Origin of the sequence: Vibrio orientalis CIP 102891 = ATCC 33934 (assembly GCF_000176235.1) — a bacterium.
Lineage (GTDB): Bacteria > Pseudomonadota > Gammaproteobacteria > Enterobacterales > Vibrionaceae > Vibrio > Vibrio orientalis.
Genome location: NZ_ACZV01000005.1, coordinates 164886 through 181278, shown reverse-complemented (window position 1 = coordinate 181278; position 16393 = coordinate 164886). Strand labels below are relative to the sequence as shown.

The window sequence follows — 16393 nt, the reverse complement described above, 5'->3', positions numbered from 1 at the left end:
TCAGCTTTTTACTTTAGCGCCTAGCTTGTTTATTATCGGCTGAGTTTAAGAATTTATCAGTTACAAGAATTTAAGTATGCAATTGAAAAAGTGGCTTATCGCAGTACCACTCGCAATGACAATGTTGACAGGCTGCTCCCTACTAGAAAAGCTGGTATATCGCATTGATATCAACCAAGGTAACTATGTTGAGCAATCTGCAGTAGAGCAGTTGAAGTTTGGCATGACCAAAGAACAGGTTCGTTATGTAATGGGCTCACCGATGCTGGTCGAAAATGGCTACCCAGATACGTGGTACTACATTTACCATCATACAGAAGGCCATAGCGACTCGATCCAGAAGAATCTGATCGTCAACTTCAATGGTAACGGCCAGTTGGTTGATATTACCGGAGACTTCCCACCAAGCTCTGATTTTTTCGAAAGTATTAACTGATCGAAAAAATATTATCTAATCGAGAAAAAATTAAGGGTTGATGTGTAAGCATCAACCCTTTTCATTTCAATAAATTAAGCTGTCATCCTCAAGAACGAAGAATGAGTGAGTTGGGGATCTCTTAAAGCAAGTCGAAGGCTTATGGAGATTGCCTGCTCATTCCTTCGTCAGTCTAGGAAATGACGGTATATAGCGTCGCTCTGCTCTCGAAGGGCACTGCCCAGTCTCGACTCTCGGAACGTAGTGTTCTCGCATCTCGTAGGGCGCAGCTCGCTCTCCTAGCCTAACCTTCCTTCCTTAACGGATTTTTCTTGCCGCCTGTCACAGGATCAGCCGTACCGGATGCTTTGGCTTGTTCGGCACGTTTACGACGAATCTCTTTCGGATCTGCCAAAAGAGGACGATAAATTTCAATACGATCTTTATCATTAACCGTCGTATTCAATTTAACATTGCGACTAAACACACCGACTTTGTTCTCTTTCAAGTCAATTTCTGGGTAGATCTCTAACACGCCTGATTGCGCGATGATCTCTTCTACCGTCATCTCTTTATTGACCACTAGCGTAAACACACGCTGCTCTTGAGGAAGCGCATAAACCACCTCAACATGAATCATGTCAGACTCAATACTCATAAACTGGGTACACCTGTTTTGCACGCTTAGTAAATGCATTGACCATGTTGCTAGTCAATTCATTGAAAACCTTACCAAATGCCATTTCGATCATCTTGCTTGAAAACTCAAATTCAAGTTTCAGCTCAACTTTGCAAGCTTGCTCATCGAGTGGCGTAAAGAACCAACCACCTTTGAGGGTTTTAAACGGCCCATCAACAAGGTTCATGATGATCGCCTCGCAATCAACCAACTCATTCGACGTGGTAAATGTTTTGCTAATCCCTGCTTTTGCTACATCAACTGAAGCGACCATAGCTCCTGCACTCGACTCAATCACACGCGAACCTGAGCAACCCGGCAGAAACTCTGGGTAGCTGGCTACATCATTCACTAGATTGAACATCTGCTCGGCACTAAATGACACCAGTGCAGAACGGCTGACTTGCTTCATATTGATTCCTCTTAACATCTGCTCGAACCTCAAGCATGATGCAATTTTACTTTTATTTGCACTCAGCGCAAATAAAGGGATTTCCTAACTTAGCTCCTAACCGTATAATGCAACCATTATGGCAAAGAAAAAATCAAAACAAAAAGCGGGTAGCAATACCATCGCTCTCAATAAGAAAGCTCGCCACGAATACTTCATTGATGATGAAATTGAAGCTGGGCTTGAGCTACAAGGCTGGGAAGTTAAGTCACTTCGTCAAGGCAAAGCAAATATCGCTGAAAGCTATGTTTTCATGCGTGACGGTGAAGCTTTTGTCAGTGGTATGACGATTACTCCTCTTAATCAAGCATCTACCCACGTCGTTGCTAACCCAACGCGCGTGCGCAAACTTCTTATGAGCCGTCGTGAACTTGACAACCTACTTGGTCGCATCAACCGTGAAGGTATGACATTAGCAGCATTATCACTGTACTGGTCACGCTCATGGGTAAAAATCAAAATTGGTGTAGCGAAAGGTAAAAAGCTGCACGACAAACGTACTGATCTTAAAGAAAAAGATTGGGCTCGTGAAAAAGCACGAGTTATGAAGAGCTCATTGCGTTAATCTTGAGCACTTAAACGCACAAGTATAGACAGGCTACGCTTTTCTGGTACTATGCGAAGAACACTTGGGGCTGATTTAGGATTCGACAGGAATTTTGAAGTCTGAGGTGCATGCCGTGGGGCGGTTGGCCACGTAAAAAGCCGCAAAAAAATAGTCGCAAACGACGAAAACTACGCACTAGCAGCTTAATAACCTGCTCAGAGCTCTCTCGCCCTAGCTTCCGCACGTAAGACGGGGACCAACGAGAGATCAAACCCAAACGCGCTAGCCCGGATTCTCCCGCCTGAGAGATGAACGGCGAATTTTAATTCAGGATAGCCTTTGGCTGGCGTGTCGGTTCGCAGGTCACTGGTGAAATTAAAGATCGACTAAGCATGTAGTACCAATGATGAATGGTTTTTGGACGCGGGTTCAACTCCCGCCAGCTCCACCAAACGTTTGGAAAGGCGCTAACTCTTTGAGTTAGCGCCTTTTTTGTATTTTGGAATTCGATTATTTGGCTGCTTGTACTAAAACGATACACTAGTTAGTGATGATCGTTAGTCAATATATAGCGCTTTTGTTGATTCAATAAAACTCTCTAGGCTAATCAATTCACCTCTAAAGTCTTTATGGAAACTTTTATGTAGACTCAAAGGTACGACCAATTTTACATTAGAGTCTGTCATTTCCTTAAATTGATTCTTAGAAACACCCTCTTGCAATGTAAAAAGATAAACTACTTGTATTCGATCTGCTTCATTTAACACTTGGCGCCAACGATCCTTACATGTTGTTTTTACCGCAAGCATTCTCAGCTTTTCATTAGGGTAGTTTTCATCGTGATAACTTTCACCTGAAGGAAAGAGAAAGTCAGGCTTCTTTTTATTTTCCGTTACGGCTTGTGTTTCAAAACTCGAAAGAGCATTCTCTAGAAAAATATGTTCTAGGTGAAGCTCTAACGACTTCCCAGACCTCGACTTTCTTCGATTGCTGACTGAATTAGCTAATGAAATAAACTCATCAACACTGCTGAACCCATTTTTAATGAGATCTAAGACATGAATCTCTTCCACCCTTCGAAATAAAGAGTATTCCGCTTCTCTTCTTTGCATTAGAGCATTATCTGGATTTTCTTCATTAAAAGTAATCACTTGACTCAGGTACTTGATTAACTCAGCCCCACTCGGAAAACTCTCATGCCACTTCATTGGAATAGGATAATCTATAGACTTCCAATCGTAACGGACGACTAAACCAGAAAGAATTTGCTTTGCTGGACTGAATATCGACTGTCCGGGTAGAACTTCACCAGTTAACTCCTCAAGCTCATCTTCTTCATCAATGCTCCTACAGACCCACACATCGACCAAATCACAATAACCAGTCTGACTCTTATGAAATGCTAAAACACATAGCGCTCCAGTATTCTCATGATCTTGCAGTGGTGAGAGACGCCCACCCCATTGTGTCACTCTCATTTCATTACGAGTCCCATCGAAAAATTTATTATTGTAGTAAATTGCTCGAACTTGCTTCGTTGGAAAGTTATGGGAGGATGTTATTGCTGTTAGATGATGATCTGGATTCTTTTCACGCGTATGATTTATAGAAGGAAAAAGTTCCACCATGTTATCTTTCGGGATATAAATTCCGGCCTGGTGGCCACCAGACGCTCCAGTATCATTTGCCGATAATCTTTTTATGTAGAAAGTCCAACTATCTGTGTCTTTGGATGTCAGCCATTGCTTCAATGAACTCATATAAATCCCACATTAAATTTCAGGTAACTTCATAAATCTTATCTAAAAAGTGCTCCTACGCATACTTGTAGAAAACCTTCATCAATACAATAATCAAATTACTACTGTATATATCGACACGTCTAATATAGAATGTGTTGATTGAGAGATTAAAAACCCCACAAAGCACCCAGAGAAATGGTAGATAAAGTAATTAAACTTGGTGATGAGCTGTACGAAAAACTACATAGCCAAGACCGACAAGAAAGTTCACAGTTATTGAAGTTGTTGATCGAGATATACGATCAGAAGAATCTCGCAATAAAGCTTAACGAACTCGGTTTTAAAACCGACCGAAAATCACTAAGTTTATGGAAAAAAGATCCATCTAGTTGCTCTCTGTCACTAACAGAAAATGAACGTAACTATATCGAACGGAACTTGCTACCAAATAAACCTGAACATTGGGACAATGAAAAGTTCACATTTATCGACCTATTTGCAGGTATTGGCGGCCTCAGAAGGGGTTTTGAAGACATTGGGGGAAAATGTCGTTTTACCTCCGAATGGGACGACAAAGCAAGACGTACATATCTAGCAAATCATTATGTTGATAAGGATGAGCTACCTTACTTTCTGGATGAATCAACTGAGAACCCCATGAAAAATCGTGATTTTATGGATATCACGAAGATCACTCTCAGTGGGGAAAGCTCTGTTTCTGAAAAGGAAAAGCTAAATCACATACGAAAGCACATACCAGAGCACGATGTTCTTCTGGCTGGCTTCCCTTGCCAACCATTTTCATTAGCCGGCGTATCAAAAAAGAATTCTTTAGGTAGGTCTCATGGATTCGATTGTGAGACCCAAGGAACCTTATTTTTTGATGTCGAAAAAATCATTGAAGCTAGAAAGCCGAAGTTCTTTGTTCTTGAGAATGTTAAGAACTTAAAAAGCCATGATAAAGGGAATACATTTGCTGTAATTATTCGAACCCTTGACCGACTTGGTTATTGGATTTCGGATATATCTGGCGAACACGAAGATATAGAACAAGCTATTGAAATAGTAAGAAAAAGAAAGCCAGATCCTGTGATCATCGATGGAGCAGCTTTCCTGCCACAACACCGTGAGCGTGTTGTACTAGTAGGTGTACGTAAAGACTTAACGATAGATAAAAGTAAACTATCTTTAAATAATATTCAGAAGCCTACTGAAAGGGTTCCATTGAAAGATATTCTGTGTGAACTATCAGATGAAGATAGCAGCAAGTACACCCTAACACCTAACTTGTGGAATTACCTATATAATTACGCTCTAAAGCATCAAACTCAGGGAAATGGTTTTGGCTTTGGGTTAGTAGACCCTAGCAATATAAATACTGTCACAAGAACACTATCCGCTCGATACCATAAAGATGGGTCTGAGATACTAATTAACGATAAAGGTCTTGAGACAGAGTACCTTGAACGATGTAAGTCAGGATGTATCGACAAAATTAAGGAACGTAACAATTATGTTGCGGATCGACTCGAAAACTACTTAGCCTCTTATCCTGAAGCTAGTGCAACAGAAATTAAGAGCTTCACTAAATCTTCGCAAGAAAAATACAATGAGGAACATGGTCGGTACGTTGATTCAGCTATGTTTGACCCTGAGTACAAAACGCCTAGGCGCCTAACCCCTCGAGAGTGTGCGCGTTTAATGGGTTTCGAAAAGCCATTAAGTTATCGTCAGGATGGAGATACTGATTTCAATATAGTTTGCGCTGATACAAGTGCTTATAAACAGTTTGGTAACTCAGTTATTGTTCCTGTATTCAAAGCTGTTGCTGAACTTATCAGTCCACTAATAGATGAGTCCATCAACGAAGACAGAGTAGAAGTCGAAATAACACACGACAATTCAACGTCTAATGATGATTCTGGAAACGATTTAAGAGCAACAGCTTAGGAAAAGGCTTTCACTGATAATTTTGGCCTCATACAAAATTCTGAATATTTTGAGCCAAACATGTTACCGAAAACTAACCATATACAATCGATGTTTAAGGCGCTAACTCTCTGAGTTAGCGCCTTTTTGTCTATGTTGTCCCCATAAGAAAGCATTAGAACTAAATCAAAAAGCCCTCACCGTCTCATAAGCACACATAGCCCTAGTTTTCTCTGCACCTTGCGCTTTGTTTTGCTCATAGCACGTTCGGTATGATTCGATATAACGGTTAAACAGCTTTGTCGCTTCTGGCTTAGGTTTAGAGACTAATTGGTTGACGAACTTCCTTGAGCCGATTTCAAAGTGCTGGGTATCGATAGGCGTGTTCCAATCTCCGCCCCAGATAAGAAATCCGTGATGAGCAAATAGATCGACTACTTCTTCCGCCATGCCTGTTCGGCTTAGCTCAGAGCGAGCACGAAACTGAGTTCGGTTGATGTATTGAGTTGCAGATTGCGTTGGCTTAACGGTAATGGTGCCGTTCTTACCAAATGCTAAGAAAGGGTTTTGCACTGGGTTAATATCGATCGCCACGCCATACGCATGCTTAGACCAACTTGTACCACCTGTCATTGGCCGAGCATTAAAAGCGCTGCTGTTGTTAGCATCCATCGAGGCATTATCGTCGCCTTTAAACTCACGCATTAGTCGCGCAGAGTGGAGCGGAAATTTGCGCTGATATAACTCAGCAAAAATACGCTCGACTGACGGGGCAACCACATCCAAAACAATCATACTACCCTGCTCTGTTTTGCCGGCGAAGTTAACGTAATCGAAATCGACCTTCATTAATCGCTCGCACCCAACTGGGGCACCTTGAGCCAAAACGCCCGTTTTAACCATCATGTCACATTGCCATTTGGACACTGGCGCACTGCCTGCATAACTGTTGGCAGCAAAAAGAGCGAGTAATACACCTAACGTAAAAGTCTTCATTTTTATTTCCTCTGCGTCATGCAGCAGGTCTTATACTGTATTTAATCAAACCCAATGGGATATTTAACGATGACGCGCCAAAGCCCAATCCAAATACTGGCTATCGACCACATCGTGTTAAGAACGTCTAAGCTACAGAAAATGCTCACCTTTTATCAAGACATTCTTGCTTGCCCAATAGAAAGAGAGCTGCCCGAACTTGGCCTAACTCAACTAAGAGCGGGTAATGCATTGATCGATATCGTGACGGTAGAGAGTGAGTTAGGACAACTAGGCGGCAAAGCGCCCGAGCAAAACGGACGCAACGTCGATCATTTCTGCCTACAAACAGCAGCGTTTGATGAACAACAACTGCGTGGTTATCTTGAAGCGCACAATATTGCCACTAATGACTTTGAAGAGAGGTACGGCGCACAAGGCTTTGGCCGCTCTATCTATATTGAAGATCCTGAAGGCAATATCGTCGAACTAAAACCCCAACTATAGCGTTTGCTTGTCTGCGATCTTATCGCAAATATAACCACCAATCGGAATAGCAGAAGTGGCGGCCGGTGAGGGCGCATTACAGACATGCAAAGAACGCGGGCTTTCAGCAAACAAAAAGTCATGTACTAAGCTGCCATCTTTAAGCACGGCTTGCGCTCTTATCCCTGCGGGGTACGGCTGTAAATCTTCAACCTCTATCTGCGGGCAGTATTTATTAACCAGCTTGAGATAGCCCGCTTTCGACCAAGAGTTTTTAAACTCCACTAACCCGGTCTTAAAGTGTTTGGCAGTGACCTTCCAAAAACCCGCGAAACGCAGCATCTCTAGGGTGTCTTTAAGATCAAAGTTAAATCGCCCATACCCTTCTCGCTTAAAGCCTTGCACTGCATTCGGCCCAACAGTCACGCTGCCATCAATCATGCGGGTTAAATGGACACCTAAGAACGGCAAATCTGGGTCTGGGATTGGGTAGATAAGGTGTTGCACCACTTGGTTATGCTTTGCTGGCAGTTGGAAGTATTCACCGCGATAAGGGATGATTTGAAAATCGGTCTCAAGCCCCATCATTCGCGTGATTCGATCGGCCATTAACCCAGAACACGAGACTAAGAACCGTCCGCTTAAGACAGTTGACTGAGATTGGCTTTGAACCTTAACTTCGACGCGGTCTGAATGCTCTGTAAGTCCAATCACTTCGCTACTTAGCTGTATCTCGCCACCCGCTTGTTGAAACTCCTGCGCCATAGCTTGAGTCACTTTACGATAATCGACAATACTGGTTGCAGAGACTGCAATTGCGCCGAGTCCGGTGATGTTCGGCTCCCTGCGTTTTAGCTCTTGCTGATCAATCAGTTCAACGTCAATTTCGTTGTCTTGGCAGCGTTTGAATAGTGCCTTCATACACTCGACTTCATCAGGTGTGGTCGCAACGAGTAACTTGCCGCAGTTCTCAACCGGTATAGTATGCCTACGACAAAACTTGGTGGTCGCCGCGACGCCCGCTTTACAAAACTCGGCTTTTAAACTGCCGGGGGCATAATAGACTCCAGCGTGAATCACACCACTGTTATGCCCTGTTTGATGAGACGATAAGTGCTGCTCTTTCTCAAGTAGTAAAATCGAGCAATTTGGGTGACGTTGCTGTAACTGCCAAGCCGTCGACACGCCAACAATCCCGCCGCCAACAACAATGTAATCGTAAGTCTGCTTCAATCTCTTGTCCTTTTTAGCTCAATTCAGCGTATCAGTTAGCAAGCTTTCAAACGTAGAGTAACTTTCTTAGCCGCTAAACAGTTGAAAGTAGTCGTTATATAGCGAAATTTTATCAATCGATACAATTCATGTTCAATTAAACATCGAAACTTTGTGAAACATGGTTAAAATAGCCGGCTCAGATTTTTATCCATCGGTTCTTTGAGGAAGAGACATTGAAGACGCAACACCTTTCAGCAAGCAATAGTAAAGATATTGAACAAGCCAAAGAGATTCTCGCTTCTGGCGAACTTGTTGCGATTCCGACCGAGACCGTTTATGGCCTTGCAGCCGATGCTTCGAACCCTGAAGCGGTGAAAAAGATCTTCGCTGCCAAAGGTCGCCCAGCAAATCACCCACTGATCGTTCACATCGGCAGTGTGGAGCAATTGACTGACTGGGCAACGGATATTCCTCAAGAAGCTTATACTATCGCCAGCGCTTACTGGCCGGGTCCTGTCACACTACTACTGAATAAAGCTGAACAAGCAACGCCAGTGGTAACCGGTGGTTTAGAGACGATTGGTGTTCGTATGCCAGCGCACGATGTTTTCGCCTCCTTACTCTCTTCAGGTATGGCGGTAGCGGCACCTTCAGCGAACCCTTATAAGAAGCTCAGCCCAACTTCCGCTCAGCATGTGATGAACTCGCTAGGTGGCAAGATTGCTGCGGTACTTGATGGCGGTGATTGTGTCCACGGCCTTGAATCGACCATTATCGACCTTACGCAGCGACCATTTCGCGTATTGCGCACAGGCCCAGTGACCGCTACACAACTATCTGAAACATTAGGTAAAGAAGTCCTTGCGCCCAAAGCTCACGCGGTTGCGGTACCGGGGAATGTCACTAGCCATTATCAACCGAACACTAAAGTTCGCTTGGTTGATCTTAGCGATATTCAATCAGCAAACGGTAACAACATCGCTTGTTTACACTATTCAGCAATCGAAGCCTCACTCGGTTTTAAATCGAAGCTGATGCCACAAGATGTCGCGCAGTACTCGCATGACCTTTATCGCGCGCTTGATGAAGCCGATAAATGGGGCTGTGATGAGATCTGGGTCGAGCGTCCACCGGTGAGCGAAGCGTGGTTTGCGGTTCATGACCGATTGAATCGAGCACAATCTAAGCTGTAATCATTCTAAGCCCAGTTCACGCTGGGCTTTTTGCTTTTTCATCACTAGCAATCCTGTACTCAGATCAGACTCAGCGAACAGGTGTTCATCTTTTTTCTTTTTAAATGAATAAGTTAAACAAGATATCTGGCTATTTTTCGATCCCACTTCACACCTTTTCATTATCTAGCTAAACCTACCCGCAAAATTGTTGCAATTTAGTTAACTAGACCTAAAACTCTAAATTCACCGATAGATTTAATCAAGGAGTGTATTGTGCTGACTATTGTTCGTCTTATCTTGGCAGGGATCTTTGTGGTATTCACCACCCTATTTGCTTTGCTGTATTGCCTGTTTAGCCCAAGAAACCCTAAGCACGTGTTCTTCTTTTGTCGCTGGTTTAATCAACTGCATAAACTGATCGGAATTGAGCTTATTCAGCGGGGGCTTGAACATGCCCCAACGCCGAACAATAGTGTGTATATCTCTAACCATCAAAGCGTCTATGACTTTGTTACCTCTCCGGGTATGTTAAGGCCTCGTACGGTTTCACTTGGCAAAAAAGAGCTGATTTGGGTACCGTTTTTCGGCCAACTGTATTGGATAACGGGCAATATTTTGATTGATCGCCAAGATAAGTCCAAAGCGCGCGACACGATTAAACAGGTCGCCGAAGCGATCCACCAGCGTGACCTGTCTGTTTGGGCCTACCCCGAAGGGACGCGCAGTAAAGGTCGTGGGTTATTGCCATTTAAGACCGGTGCTTTTCGTATGGCGATTGAAGCGGGAGTTCCGATCACGCCAATGGTGGTCAGCACCACTCACAATAAGATCCATCTGAATCGCCGCAACAATGGTATCGTGATTACTGAAATGCTTGAGCCGATTGATGTCACTGGCTATAGCATCAATGATGCGCGAGCCTTAGCCGATCATTGCCATCAGCTAATGGCGAAAAAGATTGCTGAGCTTGATGCGGAAGTCGCGCAACTTGAAGCGCAAAAGCAGCCAACTCAAGCTCCTCAGTAGGCAGCCAATAGCGACTCACTCGCAGATAACCTACTGAGCAGTCGATAAATTACTTTGAAAACTGCTAAGCCCTCGCATTTCTCGCTCAGCGACTTGTCGTAAAATAGCTTTGTCGGCACTGTCGTAGCGAAATTTTGCGAGGGGGTTATATGGAAATCATTCATCATGGTGGCAAACACACTATCACTGGTTCTTGCCATGAACTAAGAGATGAGCAGCAAGCGATTCTCGTCGACTGTGGATTATTTCAAGGTGCTGATACTCGCCCGCTTGAGGTTGAATTTGCTACCTCACACCTTAATGCCCTCGTGATTACCCACGCGCATATTGACCATATCGGTCGTCTACCTTGGTTACTTGCAACCGGATTTAATCAGCCCATCTATTGTAGTGAGGCCACCGCTGAGCTTATTCCGCTAATGCTCGAAGATAGCTTAAAACTTCAACTCGGATTAAAGCCCAAACAAGCTCAACGGATACTCAATAAAATCAGTAAGTTACTTAAGCCGCAGCCTTACAGTCAGTGGGTTGAACTAGAGCCCGTATTGCAAGACTCAATGGCGATCCGTTTCCAGCCTGCGGGGCATATATTGGGTTCTGCCTATATTGAAGTGCGCTTAGCCAATCAAGAGGTGGTGGTATTTTCTGGCGATTTAGGCCCGAGTAACACGCCTTTATTACCCGACCCATTATCGCCTGAGCGAGCGGATTATCTACTGATTGAAACGACTTACGGTGACAAGCCGCATGATGATATTGCCACGCGCTCTGAGCGGCTAAAAGCGATCATTGATCGCTCACTTGAAGATGGTGGTACGATCTTAATCCCTGCCTTTAGCGTCGGCCGAACTCAAGAGCTGCTGTTTGATATTGAGCAGCTGATTCATGATCACCAAATCGATATTTCAATTCCGATCATTTTAGATTCACCGATGGCGCAGCGCGTCACCCGCTCTTATCGACGTTTCAAACAGCTTTGGGGGCAAGAAGCGAAGCAGCGCCTTAAAATGCACCGCCATCCACTCGCCTTTGAGCAGTGCATTACGGTAGAAGATTACCGCACACACCAACGACTGGTTAATCGACTGCAATCCACAAGGGAAGCGGCGATAGTGGTTGCGGCCTCCGGTATGTGTCAAGGTGGCCGCATTATGGATTATCTTAAAGCGCTCTTACCCGATGAGCGCACCGATATCTTGTTAGCGGGTTATCAAGCTGAAGGAACGTTAGGCAGAGAGATTCAGTCCGGCGCAATGGCGGTAGAGATTGATCAACAAGAAGTCGAAGTGAATGCGCAGATTCATACCATGTCTGGTTACTCTGCCCACGCAGACAAAGACGATTTACTTCGATTTGTTCAGGGGATTGAACCTACACCAAAAGAGGTGCATTTGATTCATGGCGAGCCAAATACTCAAGACACTTTCGCCAGCACGCTTAAACAGCTGGGTTATCACGTCATTTAGTTAGATTAATTGCTCGTGAGTGAGCTTGGCACACTTTACCAAACTCACTCTATCAACTTAGTTTCGCTTACCAAGTCGTCTCATTTTTATGTACTTGAGCACCAAGCTCTAAACTAAAATCGGAACCCAATTTCGGGTAGTGCTTTACCATCGAATCAATCAACTCAACGCTGTTGGTACTGCTTTCTTTCGCCTGCTCGAAACGCTCAATCCACTTATAGGTATAACGGATAGTGCTGGCATCTAGCTTGCCTTGTTCCGTCATATGGCCCGGCACAACAAATTTCGGCTTAAGCGCTAGCATCTCTTGCAGTTGCGCCATCCAAGCATCGACTTCTTGGCTTGATTGCGTGTCAGCCATCCATACATGCATACCTTCGACAATACCAACGTTGCCTAAAATGGCTTTTTCACTTGGGATCCACAGGTAAGGTCGGTGCGCAAGAACGCCATCTAGACCGCGTATCTCGACCACTTGATCGTCCACTTTAATTTGATTGGCCTCGATAGCGGTTGGCAGTTGCGGGTTAGTCGGCGCGTTTAACCCCATCTTAGGTCCCCAAAAGCTCACTTTCTTTTCGAGCTTTTTGGCAATCGCCTCACGTACCGCGGGCGTTGTGACGACATTGGCTTCAGGGAAGATTGTCAGCAGTTGCTCTGCGCCAAAGTAGTAGTCTGGATCGGCTTGGCTAATAAAAATGGTCTTCAACGGTTTGCCCGCATCCAAGATTTTAGCTGCTATACGCAGTGCATCCGCTTTGGTAAAGCCGGTATCAATCAATAAAGTTTCCGTTTCACCAATCACTAAAGTTGAGGTGACGTTAAAGCTGTTGTCGTCTGCGTTGTAGACCTCAAAGTCTAAATCAGCACTGGCTATTGATGAGTATGTTGCGGCTAGCAATAAACTAAAGGTAGTAAGGGCTTTCATGAACGCTCCTGATTTGATGTTGTTTTGTTCAGTGGTAATCATGTTAGCGACTGGTTTTATTTCGAAATAGAGCCTATTCTTTGCATCATTATTTCTTAAATCGAACAAGTATGGATAAGTTAACTGCAGCGAAAGTGATGTTGGATGTGGCGCAGACAGAAAGCTTTACCGCCACCGCAGACAGGCTCGATATGTCTCGGCCTATGGTAACCCGATACGTTGAAGCCGCTGAAAACTGGCTTGGCTCACGCCTACTTCAGCGCACTACTCGTAAAGTGTCATTAACCAGCGCGGGTGAACAGTTACTGCCAAAACTGCAATCTTGGGTCGATGAGGCGCACAAACTGGAAGAGAGCTTAATGCCCACACATGCCATTAGCGGCCTGGTGCGAGTATCTGTCAGTATGTCTTTCGGCTTTTCCCAGTTAATGCCAGCGCTTGAGAAATTTCGCCAACAGTACCCTGCGGTTAAATTGGATATCGATGCTCAAGACAGGGCCGTCGATATGGTGGCAGAGCGGATTGATTTGGCAATTCGAACCACCAACGATCCTAACCCTACTTTGATCGGACGACCATTTTCTGTCTGCTACTCAAAGCTGGTTGCTTCTCCAGAGTATTTAGCTACTCAGCCAGAGATAAAAACGCCACAAGACTTAACTCATCACCAATGCCTTGGCTATAAAAACTTTGGTCGCCATCTCTGGCAGCTTACTCATAAGGGAGAGAGACAAGAGGTCGAAGTGAATTGCGATATCACCGCCAATGAAGCGACCGTATTACTGCATGGCTCCTTAGCGAATATGGGCATCTCAATGCAGCCAGATTACCTTGCCGACCAATGGATCGAGCAAGGCAAATTGGTTTGGGTACTGCCAGAGTGGCAACTGATGTCGCTGCAAATGTATCTGCTTTATCCGTCACGCAAACACCTCTCAATACCCGTCCGCGTATTGATTGATTTCTTGCTAGATTACTTTGACTACACCTCTCCAAAATCAAGTTAATGGCGACGAACTTATTCCCATAACATTTGCTAATCGTTACCTTAAAAACAATTAGCCATGCTGCTTAAATAATCAATATCTTTTCCCTTGTGCTATAGCTATGCTTTGAATGTGTTTATAACTGGAACAATTAATGGACATTTTCATACTGGTGGGGCTTATCACCCTAAACGGCATTTTTGCCATGTCAGAACTTGCGCTTGTCGCAGCTAAGTCGAGTCGTCTTAAGAAACTCGCAGAAACTCAATCTTCCGCAAAGCTCGCACTAGAGCTAAAAAGCAACCCAACCCGCTTTTTATCGACCATCCAGATCGGCATTACCGCAATTGGTATCCTTAGTGGTATTTTCGGTGAAGCGACGCTGTCTGGCCCATTTGCACAGTGGCTAATCCAACAAGGCTTCGAGCCTGAACTCGCCTCTATTGCCGCAACTGCAAGTGTGGTGGTGATCATTACTTACTTTGCCATTGTGGTCGGCGAACTGGTTCCCAAGCGATTTGCCCAACGTAATGCAGAACGTATTGCTGTGATTGTTGCCTACCCTATTCATTGGCTTGCAATCCTGACGACGCCGTTTGTGGTGTTATTGAGTGTTTCAACCGATGCTCTGCTAAAACTATTTCGTCAGCATGGCGATGATAATGATCAGGTCACCGAAGAAGATATCTTCGCGGTCATGACCGAAGGCTCAGAATCTGGTGCGATAGAACCGCAAGAACAACAGATGATCCAAAACATTCTCTATCTCAACGATCGCTTAGTGACGTCACTGATGACACCTCGCTGTGATATGGACTTTCTAGATGTAGAGCAGCCGATTGAGCAAATCCTCAAACGTATTCGTCAGACGCAGCACTCGGTGTGGCCTGTCTGCCATGGCGGTTTAGATAAGATCATTGGTACGATATCGTCTAAGGTGTTACTCGACCAATATGAAGAGTTATCAATCACCAAGATTGTCAAACTGGTCAGAAAACCGCGCTATTTCCCAGAATCGATGAAAGGCTTACCGCTGCTAAATCAAATGCAGAAAAACAACTGTGAGATGGCATTTATTGTTGATGAGTATGGCGATATTCAAGGTATCGTTACTCACTACGATATATTGGAGTCCGTCGCGGGTGAGCTTGGTCTAGCACCACAACATGTCTGGGCGAGACAGCATCAAGATGGCAGTTGGTGGATGGATGCCTTAATCCCGCTCAATGAGCTTAAACGCCGCCTAGATATTGCTTCTATCGAAGGTGAAGAGAGTGAAGGCTTCCAAACCCTAAATGGTTACATCACTTGGAAAGCGGGCAAAGTGCCACAATGTGGCGAAGTGATTTCCTGTGGTGACTGGCAGTTTGAAGTGTTAGCGGTGACTTCGAGTCGAATCTTGCAGGTTAAGGTTTCGTCAATTCTTTAGCGAATCATCTGGATAGACCATTTAATAGCATAGCTTCATGTATACTGCGCGGCAGTTATGGCCACATGAATAAAAGTATGTTTCTTACACCTTATTTTTCACAAGATAACAATCAGTTCCAGTTCACTCGCCAACAAGCAAGTCACTTTGCTAAAAAGGTTGCGGGAGACTATAACCCTATCCACGATGAAGATAGCAAACGCTTCTGCGTGCCTGGTGATCTGCTTTTTGCGGTTCTCCTAAGCAAAGAAGGCATTAGCCAAAAAATGCGCTTTGATTTTTCGGGAATGGTGAGCGATAGCGTATCTCTATCAGTTGAAAATAAGTGTGCCAAGGAAAGTGCGTTAGTCGATGCTAATGCGAAAGAGTACTTACACATGTCACGTGAAGGTGAAGTAAGCCAAAACCCAGAGTTCATTGAACACGTGGTAACGAGCTACGTTCAGTTCTCTGGTATGAACTTCCCGCATATCATGGTGCCACTAATGGAAGAACAGCAGATGATGATCAACTGCCAGCGCCCATTGGTTATTTACGAAAGCATGGAAGTCGAGTTCTCTCGTTTAGACTTAACGCACCCTGAAGTCGTGTATGCAGGCGCTACATTCGATGTAGAAGGCAAACGTGGTCTCGTGACCCTAAACTTCGATTTCAAAGAGAATGGCGAGATCGTCGGTAAAGGCGTAAAACGTATGGTAGCAAGTGGTCTTAAACCTTACGACCAAGCGGCTGTTGATGATCTTGTCGAGCGTTTTAACGCGCGTAAAGATGCTTTCTTAGCGGACTTTGCTAACGCCGCATAATCAAATTTAGGTTACCAGATCGCTGATTTGGTAACCTTTTTCTTATCTAATCCTTCTCACTGCGCCGACTGGCTCAAACTATTCAGCGTTACTTCTAGCTCCATCGCATCTTCTCCGTTAGCCTCTGCACTATTCCAACCG

General features: G+C 44.5%; 16 protein-coding genes and 1 other RNA gene. 11 read left to right on the top strand and 6 right to left on the bottom strand.

Annotated elements, in window-relative coordinates; genetic code table 11:
• The first annotated feature begins 76 nt into the window (after positions 1-76).
• Positions 77-436: an outer membrane protein assembly factor BamE gene (bamE, locus tag VIA_RS11375; protein ID WP_004413141.1), complete on the top strand. Its 360-nt coding sequence runs from the start codon at positions 77-79 to the stop codon at positions 434-436.
• Between the two features lie 283 nt (positions 437-719).
• Here bamE and VIA_RS11370 read toward each other — a convergent pair whose 3' ends face one another.
• Together VIA_RS11370 and VIA_RS11365 are read right to left on the bottom strand one after the other, a co-directional pair.
• Positions 720-1073: an RnfH family protein gene (locus tag VIA_RS11370; RefSeq protein WP_004413140.1), complete on the bottom strand. Its 354-nt coding sequence runs from the start codon at positions 1071-1073 to the stop codon at positions 720-722.
• The gene (locus tag VIA_RS11365; RefSeq protein WP_004413139.1) at positions 1063-1506 is read right to left on the bottom strand and encodes an SRPBCC family protein; all 444 of its coding nucleotides are present in this window, start codon (positions 1504-1506) and stop codon (positions 1063-1065) included. The genes VIA_RS11370 and VIA_RS11365 overlap by 11 nt, the downstream gene beginning before the upstream one ends.
• 118 nt (positions 1507-1624) lie before the next feature.
• Between VIA_RS11365 and smpB the strand changes: the two genes are divergently transcribed.
• Both smpB and ssrA read left to right on the top strand, forming a co-directional pair.
• Complete coding sequence (gene smpB / locus VIA_RS11360; protein ID WP_004413138.1) at positions 1625-2110, top strand: SsrA-binding protein SmpB; 486 nt, start codon at positions 1625-1627, stop codon at positions 2108-2110.
• Between the two features lie 66 nt (positions 2111-2176).
• Positions 2177-2543: a transfer-messenger RNA gene (ssrA, locus tag VIA_RS21695) on the top strand.
• Positions 2544-2649: 106 nt separating this feature from the next.
• Here the strand turns inward: ssrA and VIA_RS11355 are convergent.
• Entirely contained in the window at positions 2650-3852 is a 1203-nt protein-coding gene (locus VIA_RS11355; protein ID WP_004413137.1) for a type II restriction endonuclease, read from the bottom strand.
• A 177-nt stretch (positions 3853-4029) separates the two neighbouring features.
• Between VIA_RS11355 and dcm the strand changes: the two genes are divergently transcribed.
• A complete protein-coding gene (dcm, locus tag VIA_RS11350) occupies positions 4030-5784 on the top strand; it encodes a DNA (cytosine-5-)-methyltransferase (protein WP_004413136.1) in 1755 nt (584 codons plus the stop codon).
• Between the two features lie 165 nt (positions 5785-5949).
• On the opposite strand, the gene VIA_RS11345 is transcribed toward dcm, so the two are convergent.
• Positions 5950-6759: a M15 family metallopeptidase gene (locus tag VIA_RS11345; protein ID WP_004413135.1), complete on the bottom strand. Its 810-nt coding sequence runs from the start codon at positions 6757-6759 to the stop codon at positions 5950-5952.
• Between the two features lie 69 nt (positions 6760-6828).
• On the opposite strand from VIA_RS11345, the gene VIA_RS11340 reads away from it, so the two are divergent.
• On the top strand, positions 6829-7245 hold the full coding sequence (locus VIA_RS11340) for a VOC family protein (protein ID WP_004413134.1): 417 nt from the start codon (positions 6829-6831) through the stop codon (positions 7243-7245).
• On the opposite strand, the gene lhgO is transcribed toward VIA_RS11340, so the two are convergent.
• Entirely contained in the window at positions 7240-8457 is a 1218-nt protein-coding gene (lhgO, locus tag VIA_RS11335) for an L-2-hydroxyglutarate oxidase (protein ID WP_004413133.1), read from the bottom strand. The two genes, VIA_RS11340 and lhgO, sit on opposite strands and share 6 nt — an antisense overlap.
• A 215-nt stretch (positions 8458-8672) precedes the next feature.
• Here lhgO and VIA_RS11330 point away from each other — a divergent pair, with 215 nt between their 5' ends.
• The 3 genes from VIA_RS11330 (at position 8673) to VIA_RS11320 (ending at position 12106) form a co-directional block, all read left to right on the top strand.
• Positions 8673-9632 carry an L-threonylcarbamoyladenylate synthase gene (locus VIA_RS11330; protein ID WP_004413132.1) on the top strand — a complete coding sequence of 320 codons (960 nt, stop codon included), beginning with the start codon at positions 8673-8675 and terminating at the stop codon, positions 9630-9632.
• 255 nt (positions 9633-9887) lie between these two features.
• On the top strand, positions 9888-10640 hold the full coding sequence (locus VIA_RS11325) for a 1-acylglycerol-3-phosphate O-acyltransferase (RefSeq protein WP_004413130.1): 753 nt from the start codon (positions 9888-9890) through the stop codon (positions 10638-10640).
• Between the two features lie 149 nt (positions 10641-10789).
• Positions 10790-12106: an MBL fold metallo-hydrolase gene (locus tag VIA_RS11320; protein WP_004413129.1), complete on the top strand. Its 1317-nt coding sequence runs from the start codon at positions 10790-10792 to the stop codon at positions 12104-12106.
• 67 nt (positions 12107-12173) lie between these two features.
• Here the strand turns inward: VIA_RS11320 and VIA_RS11315 are convergent, their stop codons facing one another.
• A complete protein-coding gene (locus VIA_RS11315; protein WP_004413128.1) occupies positions 12174-13034 on the bottom strand; it encodes an MBL fold metallo-hydrolase in 861 nt (286 codons plus the stop codon).
• A 110-nt stretch (positions 13035-13144) separates the two neighbouring features.
• Here VIA_RS11315 and VIA_RS11310 point away from each other — a divergent pair, with 110 nt between their 5' ends.
• From VIA_RS11310 to VIA_RS11300, 3 genes are all read left to right on the top strand, one after another.
• Positions 13145-14041 carry a LysR family transcriptional regulator gene (locus VIA_RS11310; protein WP_004413126.1) on the top strand — a complete coding sequence of 299 codons (897 nt, stop codon included), beginning with the start codon at positions 13145-13147 and terminating at the stop codon, positions 14039-14041.
• 133 nt (positions 14042-14174) lie between these two features.
• Complete coding sequence (locus VIA_RS11305; protein WP_004413125.1) at positions 14175-15449, top strand: hemolysin family protein; 1275 nt, start codon at positions 14175-14177, stop codon at positions 15447-15449.
• Between the two features lie 77 nt (positions 15450-15526).
• A complete protein-coding gene (locus tag VIA_RS11300) occupies positions 15527-16252 on the top strand; it encodes a DUF3581 domain-containing protein (RefSeq protein WP_004413124.1) in 726 nt (241 codons plus the stop codon).
• Positions 16253-16393 lie beyond the last annotated feature (141 nt).